The following is a 19,122-nucleotide window of genomic DNA, read 5'->3' on the forward strand; positions in this document are numbered from 1 at the left end:
AATATCCTAAAGGGAAAGAATGATTTTATTGGATGGAAGGGCGGTGGCAGAGGAAAAAGAAAAAGAGCTGATGCAAGAAGTAGAGGAGCTGCATCAAAAAAATATTATTCCCACATTGGCTGTGATTTTGGTAGGCAATGACTCTGCGAGTGCCTCCTATGTGAATATGAAGACAAGGGCATGTCACCGCATCGGGATTGATTCTGTGACGCAAAAATATCATACAAATATCACGCAGCACCAAGTGCTTGATGCCATTAAGAAGCTCAATGATGACTTCAATGTTGATGGGATTTTGGTGCAGCTGCCCTTGCCAGGACATATCAACACTCAAGAGATTTTAGAGGCCATTGATCCTGCTAAGGATGTAGATGGATTCCATCCTTATAACATTGGCAGGATGCACGCAGGGATTCCTGCATTTGTGCCTGCCACTCCTATGGGCGTCATGCAATTGCTCAAATATTATAAGATTGAGATTTTGGGCAAAAATGTCGTCATCATTGGGGCTAGCAATATCGTGGGCAAACCCCTGGCTGCCTTGATGCTCCAAGAGGGCGCTACCATTAGCCTGTGCCACATCCACACCAAAGACATTGCATTGCATGCAAAAGAGGCAGATATTGTGTGCGTGGGAGTGGGTAAGGCAGGGCTACTCAAAAAAGAGATGATTAAAGAGGGTGCAGTGGTTATAGATATTGGCATCAATCGCCTAGAAGATGGGAGATTGGTGGGGGATGTGGATGCGCTTGTTGCCAAAAAAAGCTCTTATTTTACCCCTGTTCCTGGCGGTGTAGGACCCATGACAATTTCTGCGCTTTTGCAAAATACAATCCAAGCTGCAAAAAATAGAAAAGGAAAATAATGAAAAATTTTTTTAGTAAGTTGAGTGCTTTTTCATCAAGCTGGATAGGGACGATCATCATTGTCTTGTTTGTCATATTTTTCATTGCGCAGGCTTTTGTAATCCCTTCGCGATCCATGGTGGGCACACTCTATGAGGGTGACATGCTATTGGTAAAAAAATACGCCTATGGCATCCCTCTGCCGCGCCTGCCCTGGGTGAATTGGGTGATATTCCCAGATTTTTCTAATAATGGGCATTTGATAGCAGGGGAACATCCTAAGCGAGGAGATATTGTGATTTTTGTCCCTCCGCATGAGAAAAAAACCTATTATGTGAAGCGCAATTTTGCAATCGGTGGGGATGAGATTCTTTTCACAAAAGAGGGCTTGTATCTGCATTGCAAGGAAGGCAATGACTTCATAAAAGAGCATTATGCTGATAAAAAAAGCTTAGAGTTTGCTGGAAAAATTTTTGTGCTCAATCCCTATATGAGCGAGCATAGAGGCATTCATTATGCCAAAAATAATGAGACTTTTTATTTTATGCAGATGCTTGCAAGTGGTAAAATTATCTCTCAAGATCCTAGCATGCAAAAGATTTCCATGCAGCCCATTGTTTTGGATGGAGAGCTGGTGTTTTATAAGCAGATTCCTGAGAATGAATTTTTTATGATTGGAGATAATCGCGACAATAGTAATGATTCTAGGTTTTGGGGAAGCGTTCCTTATGCAGATATTGTAGGCAAACCTTGGGTGATTTGGCTGAGTGTAAATCTGCGCAATAGCCAAGAGGCTGATGTAATCAATCATCCTAAAAAATTCTTTAGCATTCGCTGGAATAGGATGTTTAAAAGTATGCATACTTTGGAATCAGAAATCAAGTAGGAAATATGGATTTTGATTCTACGAGTGTTTTAAAAGTTTCCCTCTCAATTCTGGCGTTTTTGTGTGCCATTATTGGGCATGAGATCATGCATGGATATGTCGCCAAGCATTATGGCGATCCCACTGCTAGCATGGCAGGGAGGCTTAGCATCAATCCCATCAAACACATCGATTTGATGGGCTCCATCATCGTGCCATTGATGCTGCTTTTTGCTCAAGCTCCCTTTATGTTTGGATGGGCTAAGCCCGTGCCCATTGATATCCGATCTATCATCGCTAGACATGGCTTCATGCCTGCAGTATATGTGAGCTTGGCTGGGATTTTTTATAATCTCTCCATCGCTCTTGTAGTCAGCACGGCCTTAAAATATGGTTTTTCTCTGGATGGAAAAAACATTCTAGAGGAGATTTTTGTATTTTTCTGCCTGCAACTTGTCGTCTATAATGTGATTTTGGGGGTGTTTAATCTCTTCCCCATCCCTCCGCTTGATGGCTCCCAGGCTTTGATGTTCCTTTGCCTGCATTTTGGATATGAGACTCTACCTCGATGGTTTATGAAAATCCAGGGCTATGGGTTTATCATTATTTTGGTGATTTTGGCTACCCCATTATCCAAAATCCTTTTTCAACCAGTAGAATTTTTGATAAAATTTCTGCTGTCTTGAGGACCCAAAAAGACCAAGAAAAAGATTGTAGGACTAACAAAACACAGCGGACAAAAGTCTATAAATCCAAAAAATCCCGAGGAAAAATGAAAAACAAAAACACAAAAGAAGAAAAACAAGGACGGATGAAATATTTTCTAGGCGCAGATCATGCGGGATTGAAGCTTGGGGAATTTGTGAGAAATTTTTTGCAAATTCATGGATATGAGGTGCAGTGCTTTTTCCCTACAGAATCCAAGGTGGATTATCCTGATTATGCCAAGAAAGTTTGCTGTGCAGTGCTCAAAAATCCTCCTAGTAGAGGGATTCTTATCTGTGGAACTGGGATTGGGATGAGTATGAGTGCCAATCGCTTTCAGGGCATCCGTGCAGCCATTTGCACGGATGCTTATATGGCAAAAATGACACGCATGCATAATGATTGCAATGTCTTGTGCCTGGGCGCTCGCCTCTTAGGAGAGGGCGTGGTGGAATCGATTTTGGAGGTGTTTTTGCAGACAGAATTTGAAGGAGGGCGGCATATAGCGCGTATAGAGAAGATGGATAAGGATTGCTATGTGGGACAATAATTTGATTCAATGGTTTCTCATCACTGTTTTTTTGATTTTTGTATTGTTTGTGGTCATTCGGGCGTTTTTTTATAAATCCATCGCAGAGCGTGAAGAGCGTAATTCTGCATCCATGAAGCTGACTTTGCGCGAGGCAGAGATCTTGATTCAAAAGCATCAATTGCAATTACAGAGGGCGCTTGGGAACATCGACTTGCTCACCCAAGAACTCAACAATCTCAAAAATGAATTAAAAATTGTCAAACAGCGCAATACTCAATATCGCATGGAAACAGATAAATACAAGGCACGTATCAAGGATTTGGAACAAAAAATCGAGGCATTGTTATGAGTGATTTTTGTTTTGATAGGGCATTTCAAGAAGCTCTCTTGCAGGAAATTAAGATTGTTAGAGACTATCCAAAAAAAGGAATTTTATTTCGTGATATCACCTCTTTGCTAAGTCATGGAAAATTGTTTTGTGAGCTGATTGCAGGACTTGCCAAGCGCTATGAAAAAAAAGAGATTGAGTTTGTAGCTGGCATTGAATCTAGAGGTTTTATTTTTGGTTCTGCACTTGCTTGTGCTTTGCATGCGGGATTTGTTCCCATTCGCAAAAAGGGAAAATTGCCGCGAGAAGTTTATCAGAGGGAATATCTTTTGGAATATGGGAGTGATGTGGTGGAGATTCACAAGGATGCATTTTGTGGCAGGCAAAATGCAAAAGTGCTTTTGATTGATGATATTATCGCCACAGGTGGGACAGCGCGCGCGAGTGTGGAACTCATCGCAGAGGCAGGTGGGGAATGCCTTGAGGCTTGTTTCTTGATAAATTTTAAGGAATTGAATTCGCAGGCAAATTTACAGACAAAAATTTTTAGTGTTTTGGAGCTTTGAATGAAGAAGAAACTATTGCTATTTGGAGTTTCAGTCATTGTCTTGGTAGTGCTATTTTTTTTGTATGTGAAGGATGTGGATTTTTCTTTGGAAAAGACCATTATCCAGTTGTGGGATAAATATGTCGCGACTTGGGGATATTTGATTTTGTTTTTGTGGAGTGTTTTGGAGGGCGAGCTGGGGCTCATTTTTGCGGGAATTGCTGCGCACATGGGGCATTTGAATGTGTGGTTAGCAATTTTTATTGCGGGCCTTGGTGGATTTGCAGGAGATCAGATTTATTTTTACATTGGGCGCTACAACAAGGCCTATATCCAAAAAAAGCTCGTTTCTCAGCGTAGAAAACTAGCACTCGCGCACTTATTGCTACAAAAATATGGTTGGATGATTATTTTTATCCAGCGCTATATGTATGGAATGAGGACAATCATTCCTATTAGCATTGGTCTTACTCGCTATAGTGCTTTGAAATTTGCGCTTATCAATCTCATTAGTGCCTGGATTTGGTCTGCCATTACCATTTTGCTTGCCTGGGTATTAGGAGATCAAATTTTGGAAATTTTGAAATTATTCAAACAAAATCCCTTTATTATTGTAATTTTTGCAGTAATATTTTTTGGAGGCGTGATTTGGTATTTCAATCGTCACACCAAGAGGCTCAAAAGCCAAGAAGTTGAGGTAATGAGTCAAAATATTCAAGAAAGACTGGAGAAAGAGGAAGGAATATGAATATTTTATTAAAGGATGAAAAATTTGGTAAGAATAAGGCAGAAGCAAGGGTTGTTTTTGTCGTCAATAAGGAGCTCAAACACCCCTGGAATCCAGAGAAAAAATTCAAAGAATTCCACTATAAAGGTGAGGGAAATTTTTTTGATCAAGAGAGCAAGACGCTCTATCTTGGCATCCCAAAGCTCGATAGCGATTCCCTACGCGAGGGGGGATATAATGCGGTGCGTTTTTTTGAAAATTATGGCTTTGAAAGCCTAGAGGTTGGTGCATATGGTAATCAAGAAAACATGTATGCGCTGGTGCTAGGAATGCTTTTTGGTGTGTATCGTTTTGATGCCTACAAAAGCAACAAAAAGCAAAATCCTATCAAAGAGGTTTTTATTGCAAATGAGGGGTATGAGGGGGATTTTTCCCTACCAGGGAGTGCAGAGATCAAAAAAGCAAAGATTATTACAGAGGCAGTGTTTGCTGTGCGAGATAAGATTAACACCTGCCCTGCAGACGCGACTCCAGAAGATCTGGCCAAATGGGCTAGGGAAGTGGCAAATGCGCATAGACTTGAATGCGTGATTTTGGATGAAAAAGATTTGGAAAAAGAAAAAATGGGTGCATTTTTGGCTGTGAATCGCGCTTCCATACATCCCCCCCGTCTCATCCATCTTTCCTACAAACATAAAAATCCTAAGGCAAAAATCGTGATTGTGGGCAAAGGTTTGACCTATGATTGCGGAGGACTGTCTTTGAAACCCTCAGATTTCATGGTGACCATGAAGGCGGATAAAAGTGGCGGATGCGCGGCGATTGGGATCATGCAGGTGGTGGCCAGCCTTGAGTTGGAAGTGGAATTGCACACAATCGTGGGTGCCACAGAAAATATGATCGGGGGTGATGCTTATAAGCCTGATGATGTTTTGCGTTCCCGCGAGGGTAAAAGCATTGAAGTTCGCAACACTGATGCTGAGGGGCGCTTGGTGTTGGCAGATTGCTTGAGCTATGCGCAGGATTTGAAGCCAGATTTTTTGCTAGATTTTGCGACCTTGACGGGCGCTTGTGTTTTAGGTTTGGGGGAATATACAAGCGGAATCATGGGATACAATGAAGCGCTCAAGGCACGCTTTGAAGAACAGGCGCTTAAGAGCGGGGAACTCATGGCGCGACTGCCCTTCAATCGGCATCTAGAAAAACTCATTGAATCCAAAGTAGCAGATATTTGCAACATCTCTTCCTCCCGCTATGGTGGCGCGATTACTGCTGGTCTCTTCCTTGGGGCATTCATCCGCGAGGAATACAAAGATAAGTGGCTGCATATTGATATCGCCGGGCCTGCTTATGTCGAAAAAGACTGGGACATCAATCCCCATGGGGGTAGCGGGGCTGGTGTGCGCGCATGTGTGGAATTTCTTTGTGACATTATTAAAAAGGCTTAAGAATGGGATTATCAATTGGAATCGTGGGGCTGCCAAATGTGGGGAAGTCTAGCACCTTTAATGCATTGACAAAGACGCAAAATGCACAATCTGCTAACTATCCCTTTTGCACGATCGAGCCCAACAAAGCTATCGTGGAGGTGCCAGATTCTCGGTTGAAAAATCTTGCTAAGATTATAAATCCAGAGAGGGTGCTGCATTCTATGGTGGAATTTGTGGACATCGCGGGGCTTGTGAGGGGGGCTAATAAGGGCGAGGGTCTGGGTAATCAGTTTTTGGCAAATATCAAAGAAACTGACGTGATTTTGCATTTGGTGCGCTGCTTTGAGGATGAGAATATCACCCATGTGGAGGGGAGCGTCGACCCTCTGCGCGATATTGAGGTCATTGATTTGGAATTGATTTTAGCAGATCTTGCAAGCTTGCAAAAGCGTATTGAAAAACTCACAAGACAGGCCAAAGCAGATAAGGATGCAAAATCCATGCTCGATTTGAGTTTGGAGCTTTGCAAGCATTTAGAAGAGGGAAATCCCGCTAGAACTTTCGCACAAAAAGATCATCAGGATTTTCTTATGCTCAATAGAGAACTGCGATTTTTGAGCAACAAAGAGGTGATTTTTGGGGCAAATGTCGCTGAGGAAGATTTGAGTCAAGACAATATGCATGTGAAAAATCTTAGACAATACGCTCAGAAACATGGTTGTGAGATGATTAAGCTTTGTGCCAAACTTGAAGAAGACATGGTGGGCATGGAGGATGAGGAAAAAAGTGAATTTTTAGAGAGTTTAGGAAGCAAGGAAAGCGGGCTAGAGCAAATCATTCGCACGGGATTTTATAAACTTGGTTTGATTAGCTACTTCACTGCAGGTATCAAAGAGGTGCGCTCCTGGACTATTAGGCGCGGAGATAGCGCGCCAGTGGCTGCTGGTGTGATTCACAAAGATTTTGAAAAAGGCTTCATTCGTGCAGAAACCATTAGCTATGAAGATTTTGTAAAATATGGTGGTGAAGCAAAATGCAAGGAGGCTGGTGTGCTGCGTGTAGAGGGAAGGGACTACATCGTGCAAGATGGCGATGTCATGCATTTTCGCTTCAATGTTTGATTGTGTTTTAGCGTTTTTTCATCTCGCCTGGATAAAGATTCATCGATTCACTCGCGTTAAAATCATAGCCACGACTTTAATCTAGTCAAATTCATTTAGGCCTTGTGCTAGAAGCATCGCTTGTAAAATCTTCGCATTCTTGATGCAAAGTTTTTAAAGATTCTCCAAAATCACTTCTTTCACATCTTTGGGCGTGATTTCATGGATATTTAGTGTACTTTGTTGCAAAAAGTTAGAAAAAATGGCATAGGCATTAGGATTTTTTCGGATGATAGGATGGTAAATTCCATAGTATTCCCCCCCTAGACCTTTGGGATAGGGGGTAAATCTATGGAAGTGATTGCCATTGTACACGACAAATATCTTGTCGTGTCCAATGGCCTTAGCAATGTGGACACAAGATGTTTCATTGCTAAGCAAGTGATTGCCATTGTACACGATTTTGGCAACTTCACAGAGTGAAGTTGCTCCACAAAGATTATAGGCTTTGGAATGTTGTAAATTGTGAGTGATAAAATCTGCATTGGCTTTATCTTCCATTCCTCCACAAACTACAATATTGAATCCTTGTTTTGATAAAAATTCTGCAATTTCCAAGAAAGATTCCTTACTCCATTTGCGATACGTTGTCGATGCACCGATGAAAAGAACAGCATAGGGAGTTTGTATGTTGAATTTTTCCAACACATCTTGAGGATTTTTGAGCTGCATTTCCAGCATGGTATCAAGTTTTTTTTCCAAAAGATTTTCAAAAAATTCCAAGTTTCTAAAAAATTCAAATAGGATCTTTGGATTTGAAGGTAGGATTTTCGTGTAATAAGAATTGAAATAACTTTCCAATCTTGAAGAAAGATTGGAAACATCTCCTTCACAGGTAATTTTTTGTGTAGCAATTGCAAACCGTGCGATTTGTTCGCTAACAAGATCCCGACTAAAAAGTGGATTGATAAGCAAGGCATAACTTTTTTGGCGGATTTTTTTCAAAAAAGTGAAATGATAGAAGGGGTTATTTAGAAAAGCTTTTCTTTGTAAGGGGATAAAGGTATCAATATATGGCATATCAAAGCTTTCTATCAAGTCTTTATTTGCAATATTTGCCACAAGAGTGATCTTGCCATAGTGCTCATAAAGGGGTTTGAGAAAATTTCGAAATAGCACATAATCCCCGATAGCATCTGTCCTGATGACCAAAATTCCCTGTGGACGTGTTGGAGTTTTGCGGAAAAATAGGATAAGCAATCGATCCAAAAATTCCAAGCTTATAAAACGCAAACTTTTCATAAGAAATTTGATCAGGGATTGTGAAGGAGGGTCATAAAAAAGAATTTTGTGCTTTTTACAGAGAATTTTTTCTTGTTGATTTGGCAAAAAGACAAAATCAGAATGCAAGAGAGTTGCTTGTCTGCTATCTAAGATATAGGGAATATTTTGCATAGCAAAATAAGAGATAAAAGATTTTTTTGTGCCAATAAATTTTAGTGGAGTGTCGCCAAGTTTTTGCAATAAATTTTGCAGGGCTTTTTTATTTGTCTTTGCACCAAGATAAATTTGCATTAAGAAGCCTTGAGAAAATTACTAGGATAGAGGTTTTTCTTTTTGGCTCTGTTATGTTGTGGAGTTTTGTGCTGGGGTCTTTGGCGGGGCTTATCGACCCTGAAGTGCCAAGTATCAAGGATTTTAAGACACTGGGCTCTAGGATATTGGATCTGCGGGTTTGAACAACGCACAAGTACTATCATCTCGCCCCCCCCCCATTATTTTTGTATACATCAAAAGATATTCTTTGGCAACCCTTGGTGCAGCAAATCTCTCCACGCTTTTTCTGGCATTTTGGCTTAAATCCTTTCGGCCTTGCACAAATAAAATCCCATTTTTGAGATCAGAAACATCTTTGGCAAGATAGCCATTATATTTGTGAGTGATCATATCTCCATTTCCTCCGATGGCAAAGGCTACCACAGGTGTTCCGCAGGCAAGAGACTCCATGATGGTGTTGCTGAGATTTTCTTCAAGGCTTGAGGTGATGTAGAGATCGAGGCAATTATAGAGTAGGGTGAGGCTCACATCATCAAAAAGATGGCCTAAGAAATGCGTTTGCAAGCCAGGGATGGCCTTCCCGCTGCTTGCACCAAAAACTACTAGTAAATAGCGCTCTTTATTTTCCAAGAGAGAAAGAGCGGCAATTAGCTCTTGATATCCCTTTCTTGGGACGCTGGTGGCCTCTTTTGCACCAAAGCCAATGAGGATTTTTTCTTGAGAAAATCCAAAAATCTCCCGCGCGGTTTTTTTTGCAATGGGATGAAAGATTTTTGTGTCAATGGGATTGGGTAAATTGATAATGGGGGCATTTTTCAGCAGGGCGGAATGTTTTGCCTGCGCGGCAATCCAGGTAGAAAGCCCATTGATTGTGAGATTGAGCTTTGGGTAGATTTTTTGCTTTTGTTTGAAGGTTTTGTAACTGAGATCCCTTTTGGAATCTGAGCCAAGTTTTGGGCAAGATTGACACTGCGTCTGAAAATTTTTGCATCCCATTGTATAGTGGCAGCCCCCAGTGTAGGGATTTTCATCATGCAGACTCCATAGAATTGGCTTTTTTAGAGCTAAAAGATCTTTGAGATGGAGAAATCCTGCATTGATCCAGTGCAGATGGATGATATCAGGATTTAGGGCTTTGATTTTTTTTATCAAAGAGGGATTGCGCAATGCAAAATGCGAGGAAAATACATCTTTTTGGCGATTTTTATAAAAAAAACTAGGAAGCTGTGCATAGCCTTTGCGAACAAAGGATGTTAGCATTTGGAATTTGCTAGAATCCACATTTTGCACGCTAGAAAGGTCAGAAGTCTTATGTAAAGTAAAGATATAAGAGTGAATGTTTTGTTCTAACAAGGCTTTATGAAGCCGCAGGGTAGCCCTTCCCGCGCCCCCACTATCCTGCGTGGTGAGGTGAAGAATCTTCATAAATCATCCCTTTTTGTTTTTCCTAATTTTTCTGGTGTTTTTCATGCTTTCCCATGCCTGCTGTTGTATGGGGAATTATAACGGATTTTCTTAGCAATCGCATATGCCACACAGATCTATGGAGGCGTAGTCATCGCGCATCTGTGCAAATTATCATTATGTTTTTGTGCTAAATCTTTGTGGAATTTAAGTCATAGAGGGTTCTTTGAGTTTGACGCAGAGTTCTGGGTAATGTTTGATGACATTGTTAAACTGGATTTGCCCCTTTCCCAATGTTCCATTTTGTTCGCTGAGAGTGGGGGTTTCGTGGTGGAGAATGGAGGGATTTTCGTGTCGTTTTCTGGCATTTTCTACAAGCAAAGTAGGTGTGTCAACTAGCACTGCCATTGCCCAAAAATACAAATCATCATCAATGGGCGCGAGAGAGAAGATCTTTTCTAAATCAAAAATATCAGGATGCAAACAATTTGGTGGATAAAGCACCCCCGCAGATCCAATGGCAAAATTACAAAGTCTAGGTGCGCAGGACTCTTCTGTCTCCTTCCAGGTATTTCTAGGTTTTAGACTTGCGACATAGCTCCAGTGCGTGCAGATGGCATTAGGGTAGAGGAGATGACCCTGCCAAAGCTCTAAAAGCCAAGTAGGGTGGTAGTACATATCATCATCAGCAATCACGATGGTCTCATCAGGATAGCGCTTTAGTGTAGGGAGAAGTTTTTTGTAGGATTTGATGTCCTCGCACCATGTAATCTCAAAATTTTCAAATCTTGTGAGTTTTTGCAGTGATTTTGGGATCTTTTTGCCGGGGAATTGGGATTCTGCCAGATAGAGAATGATCTTTTTTGGAGGGGATTTTTGGAGCAAAAGAGAAAAGATTGTAAATTTCACAAAAGGAATCCTTTGGGGAAAAGAAGTCAGCGAAACGATGCAGGGCAGGGGAGTTGTGCAGAGATGCTTGGCGCGATAGGAAAAATGTAGAGTCCAAAAAAGCCGCTTGAAAAACATTGAATTTCCATAGCGGATAAGGCGATAGGGCTTGGTGATTATGGGATAGTTTCTTAGTTTTTTTCGAAGTTTTGTTAGCAAGTGATTCCTTTTTGTGAATTTTTTAACCTCTTTGGTTTTTTCTTTTTTTTAATCCTTTTGTTTTTCTGCTTTTATCTGGCCAAATTTCTCAAGTTTTTTTTGGGTCATCCTTTCATGGAATTTCTTTGTTTTTGTTTATTTGTCCTAACACTCTTTTTTGTTGTTTGGTTTTGAGTTTTTTGATGGGAAGTAGTGTGGATTTTACTAAGCAAGAGGAGTGGAAAAAATATTCATCAAAGGAACAGGGGAATTTGGCTAGCAATTTGCATGGGACACAGATGTGGGTATTTGAAAAAAGGAGGTTTTGAAAGAGTTTAGAGAATTTTGCTCCTGCCCCCCCCCCCTAGTAGCTTTTTAGAATTTTTTATGAACTCTATGCCAGGGTTGCAAGGATTTTGTAGCCTGGAGGGGCTTTGCAAAAATCTTTGGTAAGTCTGCAATACTCTAGGGGCCTTTTGCACCAAAATCCTTTTGATTTTTCTGGGGATTATAGCAGTTTTTAAACAATCAAAATGGCTGCTGCCTTAGATGTGGCTTTGTTGTGAGAGCGTGTTTTTTCTATGCGGGCGTTGTGATTGAATGTATTCATGCTGTGCTAGTGCAAGAGACTCTGTGATCGTGTCTTATGCGGGGGATTCTCTTTGGATTGAAATTCCCTCATGGGATGGGCCCATTTGGATGGGCCCCAGGCGATGGTTGGGGGTTATTCTACTTCTGCATCGATGATGTCATCATCTTTTTTGGCCTGAGTGTTGTCCTGACTTGGATTGTTATTTTTGGCATACATTGCTTCAGCAAGTTTATGACTGACTTCTGTAAGCTTTTTGATTTTTTCATCGATTTGCTCTTTGCTGGCATTTTCTTCTTTCAATATTGCCTTGAGATCCTCAATAGCTTCTTCTATTTTTGTCACCTCTGTGCTATCGAGCTTATCTTTGAATTCACCCAGAGATTTTTCTGTTTGATAGATAAGATTATCTGCCGTGTTTCTAGACTCTATGGCTGCTTTTCTTTTGGAATCTTCTTCTTTGTGAAGTTCTGCATCTTTTACCATTTTTTCAATTTCACTATCACTTAAACCACTAGATCCGCTAATTTTGATTTCTTGAGATTTACCACTAGCTTTGTCTTGTGCGCTAACAGTTAGGATACCATTGGCATCAATATCAAAGGTAACTTCAATTTGTGGGATGCCTCTTGGTGCTGGTGGAATTCCTTGCAAATCAAATCTTCCTAGGGATTTATTGTCTTTTGCCATTTCTCTTTCTCCCTGTAGTACAGAAATGGAGACTGCTGGTTGATTATCCTCAGCGGTAGAAAAGGTTTGTGTTTTTTTGGCTGGGATGGTAGTGCCTCTATCAATCACTTTTGTCATTACCCCACCAAGAGTCTCAATCCCTAAACTCAATGGTGTGACATCAAGCAATAAGACATCTTTTACATCCCCCTTTAGCACTCCTCCTTGAATTGCAGCACCAATTGCCACGACTTCATCAGGGTTTACGGATTTATTTAAATCTTTCCCGATAAAATCTTTCACTCTCTCTTGCACGCGCGGGATTCTTGTGGAGCCACCTACCATCACCACTTCGCTAATATCGCTTTTGCTAAGACCTGCATCTTTGATGACAAAATCAATTTTTTTAATGGTTTCTTCAATGAGATCATTGATCAGACTTTCAAATTTTGCACGGGTGAGTTTTTTTACCAAGTGCTTGGGGCCACTTGCATCAGCTGTGATAAAGGGCAGATTGATCTCAGTTTCTTGCGCACTGGAGAGTTCTTTTTTTGCATTTTCTGCAGCGTCTTTGATTCTCTGGAGTGCCATCACATCTTTTTTGATATCAATGCCTGTTTCATCTTTGAATTCTTGGGCGACCCAGTCAATGATTTTATTATCAAAGTCATCCCCACCCAAGAAAGCATCTCCGCCAGTTGCCAAAACTTCTACGACATTATCTCCAGTTTCTAGCACGGTGACATCAAATGTTCCTCCACCAAGATCATAGACCATGATCTTTTCTGATTCTTTTTTATCAAGCCCATAGGCGAGCGCTGCAGAAGTGGGCTCATTGATGATTCTAAGTACATTGAGACCTGCAATGGTTCCTGCTTCTTTTGTTGCCTTTCTTTGTGCATCATTGAAATATGCAGGGACGGTGATCACAGCCTCTGTGACTTCGCTTCCAAGATAGCTTTCTGCATCTTCTTTGATTTTCATCAAGATTTTTGCTGAGATCTCTTGAGGTGTATAGACTTTATCAGCGATCTCGATGGCACAAGCCCCATTTCTATCTACGATTTTATAGGGTAGTCTTTTTTCTGCTTCCTTTGCCTTATCTTCATTGAACATCAATCCCATGATTCTTTTAATAGAATAGATTGTTTTTTGTGGATTGGTGATAGCTTGGCGCTTTGCAGGCTCACCTACTAAGATCTCTCCCTTATCTGTGAAAGCCACGATAGAGGGGGTAGTATTTTTCCCTTCTTTATTTGCAATGATTTTTGCCTCATTGCCTTCATATACTGCCATTGCAGAGTTGGTTGTTCCTAAGTCAATTCCGATTACTTTTCCCATTTTTTATCCTTTTTTACGAGATGAATTTAGTTTTTTACAATTGCTACCATTGCAGGTCGCAGAGTTCTTTCTTTGTATTTATAGCCTTTTTGCATGACTTGTGCGATCGCTCCCTCATCTAGTTCTGCGTGTGGCACTTGCATAATACAATCATGGAAGTTTGGATCAAAATCTCCATCTGTGGGGATCTCCTCGATCCCGTATTTGGCAAGCGTTTTGATGAGATTTTCTACCACAAAGATAATCCCCTCTAAGATGGCAGGATTCTCTTTGGATACTTCTTTGGCATTATGCAATGCATCCAAAATTGGTAATAAATCTTTTGCAAACTTCTCATATGCATATTCCAGCGCCTGGACTTTATCTTTTTCCAAGCGTTTTTTGCTATTTTCAAAGTCTGCAAATACTCTTAGATATTCATTTTTTAGTTCATTATACTTTTGTTCATAATCCTCCTGTTGTTGGGTTTCTTGCACAGGATCGCTGCTATTTTGCTGGTCTTTGTGTTCATGGGAATGTTCCAACCCTTCCAGTGCCAAAGAAACTTTTTCATATTCCTCTTTCTTTTTTTCGTACTCTTGTTTTGCAAGCTCAAGCTCTGCTAAGAGTTCTTCTTTTGTGAGTTCACTCATTTCTTACTCCTTTTTTGAGATTTAAGCAGCAATTTGCTCATAAAAGTTTTGATAATCCACCATCAAGGTGCCGATGCAAAGCATCTTGTATTCTTGGCGATTTTGGATGACATTTTGCAAAATCCCCATGTAGCCCTCTGGAAAAATAGGATCAAACAAAATGCTACTCTGTACCTTGTCAAAGATCCTTCCTTCCAAAATCTCAAAAAACAATTCATGATAATGCGGGGATTGGATGAGAAAATCGATATTTTCTAGTCCAAAATAGCGCAATTCCTCATTTTGCAAATGATTCATCTTTTTTAGCGCGCCATGTGCCATTACCTGGTAGGCGATGTTTTTAATTTCATCGATATCCAGCCCGATGAGTTCAGAGAGAAAGCGCTCTAGCCTTGAATTATAGGGGAGCAAAATCTCGCCTTTTTCAAAAATGAGGATGAGGTATCTATCTTGCACATTTTGGATTTCTGTGAGCTTTTGAGAAATCTTTTTTTTGAATAGCAAAAACACTTCATGCTGTTTGCAAATCTGCATGATAGTCTCATCATCATCATGGATGACAAGGATTTGAGATTTGAAATCTATCCTTTGTCGCCAGTAATTCTTCATCGCAAAATGCGTAGGGATTCTCCCCCCACTAATATGAGGTTGCACCAAAATCCCTTCTTCCATGAGCAATTTGAAATAATTACGGATGGTTGCTGAGCTTATCTTTAGTGACAATGTGTTTTTTAGCATTTCAGAACCGATGGGCTCCTTGAGCCGTAAATATTCTTGTATGACTTGTTCTAACAACATTGTTTTATTGTAACCCATACACATCCTTTGCTTAGATTGCTTGGCATTATGCCTCAAAAAAGTAAATAATTTTAGCATTCTAATAAAAATATTGCTAAAAATTATAAATTTTTAGCCTAATGATATAAAGTAATATTAGCTCATATCACTAAATGTATTTGAAACAATCCCTGACTTTTGCCGCCAAATGTTGCAAAATCCCCGCATCGTGGTGCTAAAGCATTGTGATGGGATTGCTTTTTGGGAGGCGGGAGCTATTGTGGGTGATCGCGGCGCGGGAGCTAAAACCACCCCTTTATCCCAAGATTGAACCCTAACCCCATCGCGGTGCGGGAGGGGGAAGCATGTTTGAAAATCCCAGCGGACTACCACCGCTTGCGAAAAAACAATAAAAAAGCACTGAGATCGGGGTAGGGGGTTTGAGGGGTGAGTGTGTTTGAAATCTATACAGAATAGAACCTGACCGGGGTGGGGGATCTATAAGGCGTGCAAGCGCGTATGCGGTGCTAGGATGCGACTTTGCGCACGAGCGAATCTCTTGCCCACACTTGCACATATAAGCCCCTCCCCCTTTATGAAAAGAAAAAGAGGGGCCCCTCGAGCGAACGAGAGAACTGCCCTAGTTATGGAGAAAGAAACAAAGTATTTTGGAGTTATGATTAAAAACGCGACTTGAAAATAAAAAAAGAGACTCCAAAAAAATACAACCTAAAAACTGAGAAATGTGGAATCTTAAAAATGGAAAGAATCAAAATGGAGTAAAAATGAAGATTTTATGTGGCTCCGGATGTAGGATTCGAACCTACGACCAAGCGGTTAACAGCCGCCTACTCTACCGCTGAGCTAATCCGGAATATGCTTAAAAAAGCGGTGTAATTATAGACAAAAAAATCATCGTGTGTCAAGGGATTTCTAAAGTTTATAGAGATTTTTGGTTTTTTTCTTCAGGACTCCTTTGATGTCAAAAATGAAGCCATTTTCAGCAAGATGCCCTGCATAATCAAAATCTAAAAATTCCTCATGAGGAATCGCGATGATCAATGCCTCATATTTTCCTTGCAGTTTGTCAAGTTTCTGCACCTCTATGCCATAGTGGCTTTGGGCCTCTTTCACATCGATTAAAGAATCAAAGATTTCCACACATACACCATATTCCTTGAGTTCTTTATAAACCTCAAATACCTTTGCGTTGCGAATATCTTTGCAATTCTCTTTGAAGCTCGCGCCAAAAATGCCTATCTTTGCACTTAGGGGATTAGATTTGTGTTGGGTCAGGAGCTTGATGGTTTTTTGTGCGATGAAGCTTGGGATCGCATCATTGATGAGACGCCCTGAAGTGATGATTTTGGGATGGTAGCCATATTCATGGGCGATGTGCATGAGATAATAGGGATCCACGCTGATACAGTGCCCCCCCACAAGCCCCGGGGTAAAGGGCAGAAAATTCCATTTGGTTTTTGCAGCATTTAGCACTTCTTGGGTATCAACGCCAATTTTGTCAAAAATCAGACTCAATTCATTGACAAAAGCGATGTTGAGATCCCTTTGTGCATTCTCGATGGCTTTAGCAGCCTCTGCGATCTCGATACTTGGGGCTAGATAGGTATCTTGCACGATGCTTTGATAAAGAGTATTGATTTTTTTTGCAGATTCCTTGGTGCTGCCAGAGGTGATTTTGGTGATATTTTCTAGCGTATGGAGACTGTCTCCTGGGTTGATCCGCTCTGGAGAATATCCCACGAAAAAGTCCTCATTGAAGACAAGCCCACTTGCATCCTCCAAAACTGGCACACATTGCTTTTTTGTGCAAGTGGGGTAGGTGGTGGATTCATAGATCACGATGTCTCCTTTTTGCAAGAATTCTCCTACCAGCCTTGAGGCTCCTAGCAGCAGCGAGATGTCTGGTCTTTTGTGCGCATCAATAGGCGTGGGTACAGTGATGATGTAGATATTGCAATCTTTGAGAGAGTCCCTATCCTTGCAAAATGAAAGCTTTTTTGATGAGGCAAAATCCTCCACTTGTCCATTTCTATCAAAATTTTCCTGCAGTTCCTTGATGCGAGTCTCATTGATGTCATAGCCGATGGTGGGGTAGTGTCTCCCAAATGCGATGGCAAGGGGTAGTCCCACATAGCCCAGTCCAATAATTGCGATTTTATCCATAAAATTCCTTGATGCTTTGGCAGATAGTGAGAATCTGCGTGGGGGTGAGATAGGGATGGAGGGGTAGGCTTAAAATCTCTCTGGCACATTGTTCTGCAAAGGGTGCTTTTGTGCTGGGAAGATAGCCAAAGGCTTTTTGTTGATGCAGGGCGATGGGATAATGCACAGCCGTAGGGATGGCTCTTTTTTGCAAAAATTCTCTGAGACTCTCTCTAAGCTTACACAAAATGCTAAATTGTGCAAAAGAGCTTTTTGCCTTTCTATCAATAAAGGGCAGGGTGATTTTGGCATCCTTGAGATGTTTGCAATAAAGCCTGGCATTTTCCTGTCTCTTTGCTAGATTTTGTTCATAATAGCCAAGCTTTGTTTGCAAGATCGCTGCTTGCAAGCTATCTAGACGCGCATTCATTCCGATGATTTCATGCTGATAGCGCATGCTTTGTCCATGTGTGCGCAAAAGCTTGAGTTTGTGATAAATCCCCTCATCATTACAAAATATTGCACCTCCATCACCAAAGCAGCCTAGCGGCTTTGCGGGGAAAAAACTTGTCGTGCTGACATGCGCAATAGACCCGCTTTTTTTGCCCTCATAGCTAGCGCCAAAGCTCTGGGCTCCATCTTCAATCAGCCATAAATTCTCCTGCTTTGCTAGCTCTAGCAAGGCAGGGAGATTCCCCATCTGCCCAAAGAGACTCACTGCAAGGATGGCCCTAGTCTTTTTGGTGATGAGGGGTCTAATTTTTGAAATATCTAGGTTATAGCTCTCATCAATATCTACAAAAACCGGTCTAGCTCCCACTATCGCGATAGCTTCCGCACTCGCAAAAAAGCTAAAACTTGAGGTGATGACCTCATCATCTTTGCCTATGCCTAGGGCTAGGAGGCAGAGGATGAGTGCACTTGTGCCACTTGAGCAGGAGAGTGCATGCCTTACCCCGACAAATTTAGAAAGCTTTTTTTCTAGTGCCTCTATTTCTTCTCCCATGATGAATTGCCCGCTTGCAATCACGCGCGCAATGGCAGCATCGATCTCTTTTTGGTGCGCTTGATAATCTTGCTTGATCCCAGAAAAATCAATCATTGCCACACTTCACTCTTCCATCTTGCAAAAAATATGCACATCCCTCCTCTTGACTCCATGCCCTTCCTTGGGTGAAATTTAGCCTTTGTGCAGTTTTGTCCACCCAGCCAATGATGCGCGCAGGATTGCCCACCACAAGCGCGTAATCTGGCACATCCCTGCTCACCACCGCACCCGCGCCAATGAGTGCATATTTTCCGATGCTATGCCCACAGATAATCGTGGCATTGGCTCCGATGGAGCAGCCTTTTTTGAGCAATGTGGGGAGGAATTCGCCTCTACGATTGATAAAGGCACGGGGATTGATGACATTGCTAAAAACTACAGAGGGCCCGATGAAGACATCCTCCTCGCAGCTCACTCCCTCATAAATGCTGACATTATTTTGCACCTTGCATCCATTGCCGATGAAGACACCCGGACCAATGACGCAATTTTGTCCAAAGGAGCAGCGCGCGCCAATGTGGGTATGTGGCAGGATATGACAAAAATGCCAGATTTTGGTGCCCTCTCCGATCTTGCAGGGCTGCTCGATGATGCTTGTGGGATGTACAAAGAAATTTACCCCATCCTGCAAGCTATTTTGCGCTTCATTTTGCGCTCTGGGTTGGGGTGTTGGTTGCATCCCATTTTGCGAAGGATTTTGTAAGCTGGGCTGCAGGGCTTGTGGCGCGAGAATTTCGCAAGTTTCTAGAGCATTTCCACGGGCTTTTAGGGTATTTT

Annotated in this window: 18 protein-coding genes and 1 tRNA gene; 9 read left to right on the forward strand and 10 right to left on the reverse strand. The window is 41.5% G+C overall.

All coding sequences use genetic code 11. The features are described 5' to 3' along the window. Positions 1-19: 19 nt before the first annotated feature. The 9 genes from folD (at position 20) to ychF (ending at position 7,100) form a co-directional block, all read left to right on the forward strand. Positions 20-865, forward strand: a complete 846-nt coding sequence (gene folD / locus DQN48_RS03490; protein ID WP_013022986.1) for a bifunctional methylenetetrahydrofolate dehydrogenase/methenyltetrahydrofolate cyclohydrolase FolD — start codon at positions 20-22, stop codon at positions 863-865. Then, the gene (gene lepB / locus DQN48_RS03495) at positions 865-1,731 is read left to right on the forward strand and encodes a signal peptidase I (protein WP_013022987.1); all 867 of its coding nucleotides are present in this window, start codon (positions 865-867) and stop codon (positions 1,729-1,731) included. The genes folD and lepB overlap by 1 nt, the downstream gene beginning before the upstream one ends. A gap of 5 nt (positions 1,732-1,736) precedes the next feature. After that, the gene (locus DQN48_RS03500) at positions 1,737-2,396 is read left to right on the forward strand and encodes a site-2 protease family protein (protein WP_013022988.1); all 660 of its coding nucleotides are present in this window, start codon (positions 1,737-1,739) and stop codon (positions 2,394-2,396) included. A gap of 86 nt (positions 2,397-2,482) precedes the next feature. Continuing rightward, on the forward strand, positions 2,483-2,965 hold the full coding sequence (gene rpiB / locus DQN48_RS03505) for a ribose 5-phosphate isomerase B (protein ID WP_013022989.1): 483 nt from the start codon (positions 2,483-2,485) through the stop codon (positions 2,963-2,965). Continuing rightward, positions 2,952-3,296 (forward strand): hypothetical protein, encoded by a 345-nt coding sequence (locus DQN48_RS03510; protein ID WP_013022990.1) that lies wholly within the window; start codon positions 2,952-2,954, stop codon positions 3,294-3,296. The genes rpiB and DQN48_RS03510 overlap by 14 nt, the downstream gene beginning before the upstream one ends. After that, positions 3,293-3,841: an adenine phosphoribosyltransferase gene (gene apt / locus DQN48_RS03515; protein ID WP_013022991.1), complete on the forward strand. Its 549-nt coding sequence runs from the start codon at positions 3,293-3,295 to the stop codon at positions 3,839-3,841. The genes DQN48_RS03510 and apt overlap by 4 nt, the downstream gene beginning before the upstream one ends. A gap of 87 nt (positions 3,842-3,928) precedes the next feature. Continuing rightward, on the forward strand, positions 3,929-4,570 hold the full coding sequence (locus DQN48_RS03520) for a DedA family protein (protein ID WP_173051817.1): 642 nt from the start codon (positions 3,929-3,931) through the stop codon (positions 4,568-4,570). Next, positions 4,567-5,997 (forward strand): leucyl aminopeptidase, encoded by a 1,431-nt coding sequence (locus DQN48_RS03525; RefSeq protein ID WP_013022993.1) that lies wholly within the window; start codon positions 4,567-4,569, stop codon positions 5,995-5,997. Before DQN48_RS03520 ends, DQN48_RS03525 begins: the two co-directional genes overlap by 4 nt. Before the next feature lie 2 nt (positions 5,998-5,999). Then, positions 6,000-7,100: a redox-regulated ATPase YchF gene (gene ychF, locus DQN48_RS03530; protein WP_013022994.1), complete on the forward strand. Its 1,101-nt coding sequence runs from the start codon at positions 6,000-6,002 to the stop codon at positions 7,098-7,100. Between the two features lie 153 nt (positions 7,101-7,253). Here ychF and DQN48_RS03535 read toward each other — a convergent pair whose 3' ends face one another. The 10 genes from DQN48_RS03535 to DQN48_RS03585 all read right to left on the reverse strand — a co-directional run bounded on the left by DQN48_RS03535 (position 7,254) and on the right by DQN48_RS03585 (position 19,024). Next, on the reverse strand, positions 7,254-8,654 hold the full coding sequence (locus DQN48_RS03535; RefSeq protein WP_013022995.1) for a glycosyltransferase family 9 protein: 1,401 nt from the start codon (positions 8,652-8,654) through the stop codon (positions 7,254-7,256). Positions 8,655-8,792: 138 nt separating this feature from the next. After that, a complete protein-coding gene (locus DQN48_RS03540; protein WP_013022996.1) occupies positions 8,793-10,061 on the reverse strand; it encodes a glycosyltransferase family 4 protein in 1,269 nt (422 codons plus the stop codon). Between the two features lie 186 nt (positions 10,062-10,247). Next, the gene (locus DQN48_RS03545; RefSeq protein WP_145980430.1) at positions 10,248-10,949 is read right to left on the reverse strand and encodes a glycosyltransferase family A protein; all 702 of its coding nucleotides are present in this window, start codon (positions 10,947-10,949) and stop codon (positions 10,248-10,250) included. Between the two features lie 901 nt (positions 10,950-11,850). Further along, entirely contained in the window at positions 11,851-13,725 is a 1,875-nt protein-coding gene (gene dnaK, locus DQN48_RS03555; RefSeq protein ID WP_013022998.1) for a molecular chaperone DnaK, read from the reverse strand. Between the two features lie 26 nt (positions 13,726-13,751). Beyond that, positions 13,752-14,357 (reverse strand): nucleotide exchange factor GrpE, encoded by a 606-nt coding sequence (gene grpE / locus DQN48_RS03560; protein ID WP_013022999.1) that lies wholly within the window; start codon positions 14,355-14,357, stop codon positions 13,752-13,754. Positions 14,358-14,378: 21 nt separating this feature from the next. Next, positions 14,379-15,233, reverse strand: a complete 855-nt coding sequence (locus DQN48_RS03565; protein WP_081441284.1) for an HrcA family transcriptional regulator — start codon at positions 15,231-15,233, stop codon at positions 14,379-14,381. A gap of 700 nt (positions 15,234-15,933) precedes the next feature. Next, a tRNA-Asn gene (locus DQN48_RS03570) sits at positions 15,934-16,008 on the reverse strand. 59 nt (positions 16,009-16,067) lie between these two features. Then, complete coding sequence (locus DQN48_RS03575; RefSeq protein WP_013023001.1) at positions 16,068-17,318, reverse strand: nucleotide sugar dehydrogenase; 1,251 nt, start codon at positions 17,316-17,318, stop codon at positions 16,068-16,070. After that, the gene (locus tag DQN48_RS03580; protein ID WP_049762229.1) at positions 17,311-18,396 is read right to left on the reverse strand and encodes a DegT/DnrJ/EryC1/StrS family aminotransferase; all 1,086 of its coding nucleotides are present in this window, start codon (positions 18,394-18,396) and stop codon (positions 17,311-17,313) included. The genes DQN48_RS03575 and DQN48_RS03580 overlap by 8 nt, the downstream gene beginning before the upstream one ends. Next, positions 18,392-19,024 (reverse strand): acyltransferase, encoded by a 633-nt coding sequence (locus DQN48_RS03585; protein ID WP_173051819.1) that lies wholly within the window; start codon positions 19,022-19,024, stop codon positions 18,392-18,394. The genes DQN48_RS03580 and DQN48_RS03585 overlap by 5 nt, the downstream gene beginning before the upstream one ends. Positions 19,025-19,122: the final 98 nt, after the last annotated feature.

Origin of the sequence: Helicobacter mustelae (assembly GCF_900476215.1) — a bacterium.
Classification (GTDB): Bacteria; Campylobacterota; Campylobacteria; order Campylobacterales; family Helicobacteraceae; genus Helicobacter_H; species Helicobacter_H mustelae.

Coding starts and splice junctions, on each gene's coding strand:
- DQN48_RS03575 (WP_013023001.1), bottom strand. CDS start 17,318: ATGGATAAAATCGCAATTATTGGACTGGGCTATGTGGGACTACCCCTT.
- DQN48_RS03525 (WP_013022993.1), top strand. CDS start 4,567: ATGAATATTTTATTAAAGGATGAAAAATTTGGTAAGAATAAGGCAGAA.
- DQN48_RS03500 (WP_013022988.1), top strand. CDS start 1,737: ATGGATTTTGATTCTACGAGTGTTTTAAAAGTTTCCCTCTCAATTCTG.
- rpiB (WP_013022989.1), top strand. CDS start 2,483: ATGAAAAACAAAAACACAAAAGAAGAAAAACAAGGACGGATGAAATAT.
- grpE (WP_013022999.1), bottom strand. CDS start 14,357: ATGAGTGAACTCACAAAAGAAGAACTCTTAGCAGAGCTTGAGCTTGCA.
- folD (WP_013022986.1), top strand. CDS start 20: ATGATTTTATTGGATGGAAGGGCGGTGGCAGAGGAAAAAGAAAAAGAG.
- DQN48_RS03585 (WP_173051819.1), bottom strand. CDS start 19,024: ATGCAACCAACACCCCAACCCAGAGCGCAAAATGAAGCGCAAAATAGC.
- DQN48_RS03535 (WP_013022995.1), bottom strand. CDS start 8,654: ATGCAAATTTATCTTGGTGCAAAGACAAATAAAAAAGCCCTGCAAAAT.
- ychF (WP_013022994.1), top strand. CDS start 6,000: ATGGGATTATCAATTGGAATCGTGGGGCTGCCAAATGTGGGGAAGTCT.
- DQN48_RS03565 (WP_081441284.1), bottom strand. CDS start 15,233: ATGCTAAAATTATTTACTTTTTTGAGGCATAATGCCAAGCAATCTAAG.
- apt (WP_013022991.1), top strand. CDS start 3,293: ATGAGTGATTTTTGTTTTGATAGGGCATTTCAAGAAGCTCTCTTGCAG.
- dnaK (WP_013022998.1), bottom strand. CDS start 13,725: ATGGGAAAAGTAATCGGAATTGACTTAGGAACAACCAACTCTGCAATG.
- DQN48_RS03540 (WP_013022996.1), bottom strand. CDS start 10,061: ATGAAGATTCTTCACCTCACCACGCAGGATAGTGGGGGCGCGGGAAGG.
- DQN48_RS03510 (WP_013022990.1), top strand. CDS start 2,952: ATGTGGGACAATAATTTGATTCAATGGTTTCTCATCACTGTTTTTTTG.
- lepB (WP_013022987.1), top strand. CDS start 865: ATGAAAAATTTTTTTAGTAAGTTGAGTGCTTTTTCATCAAGCTGGATA.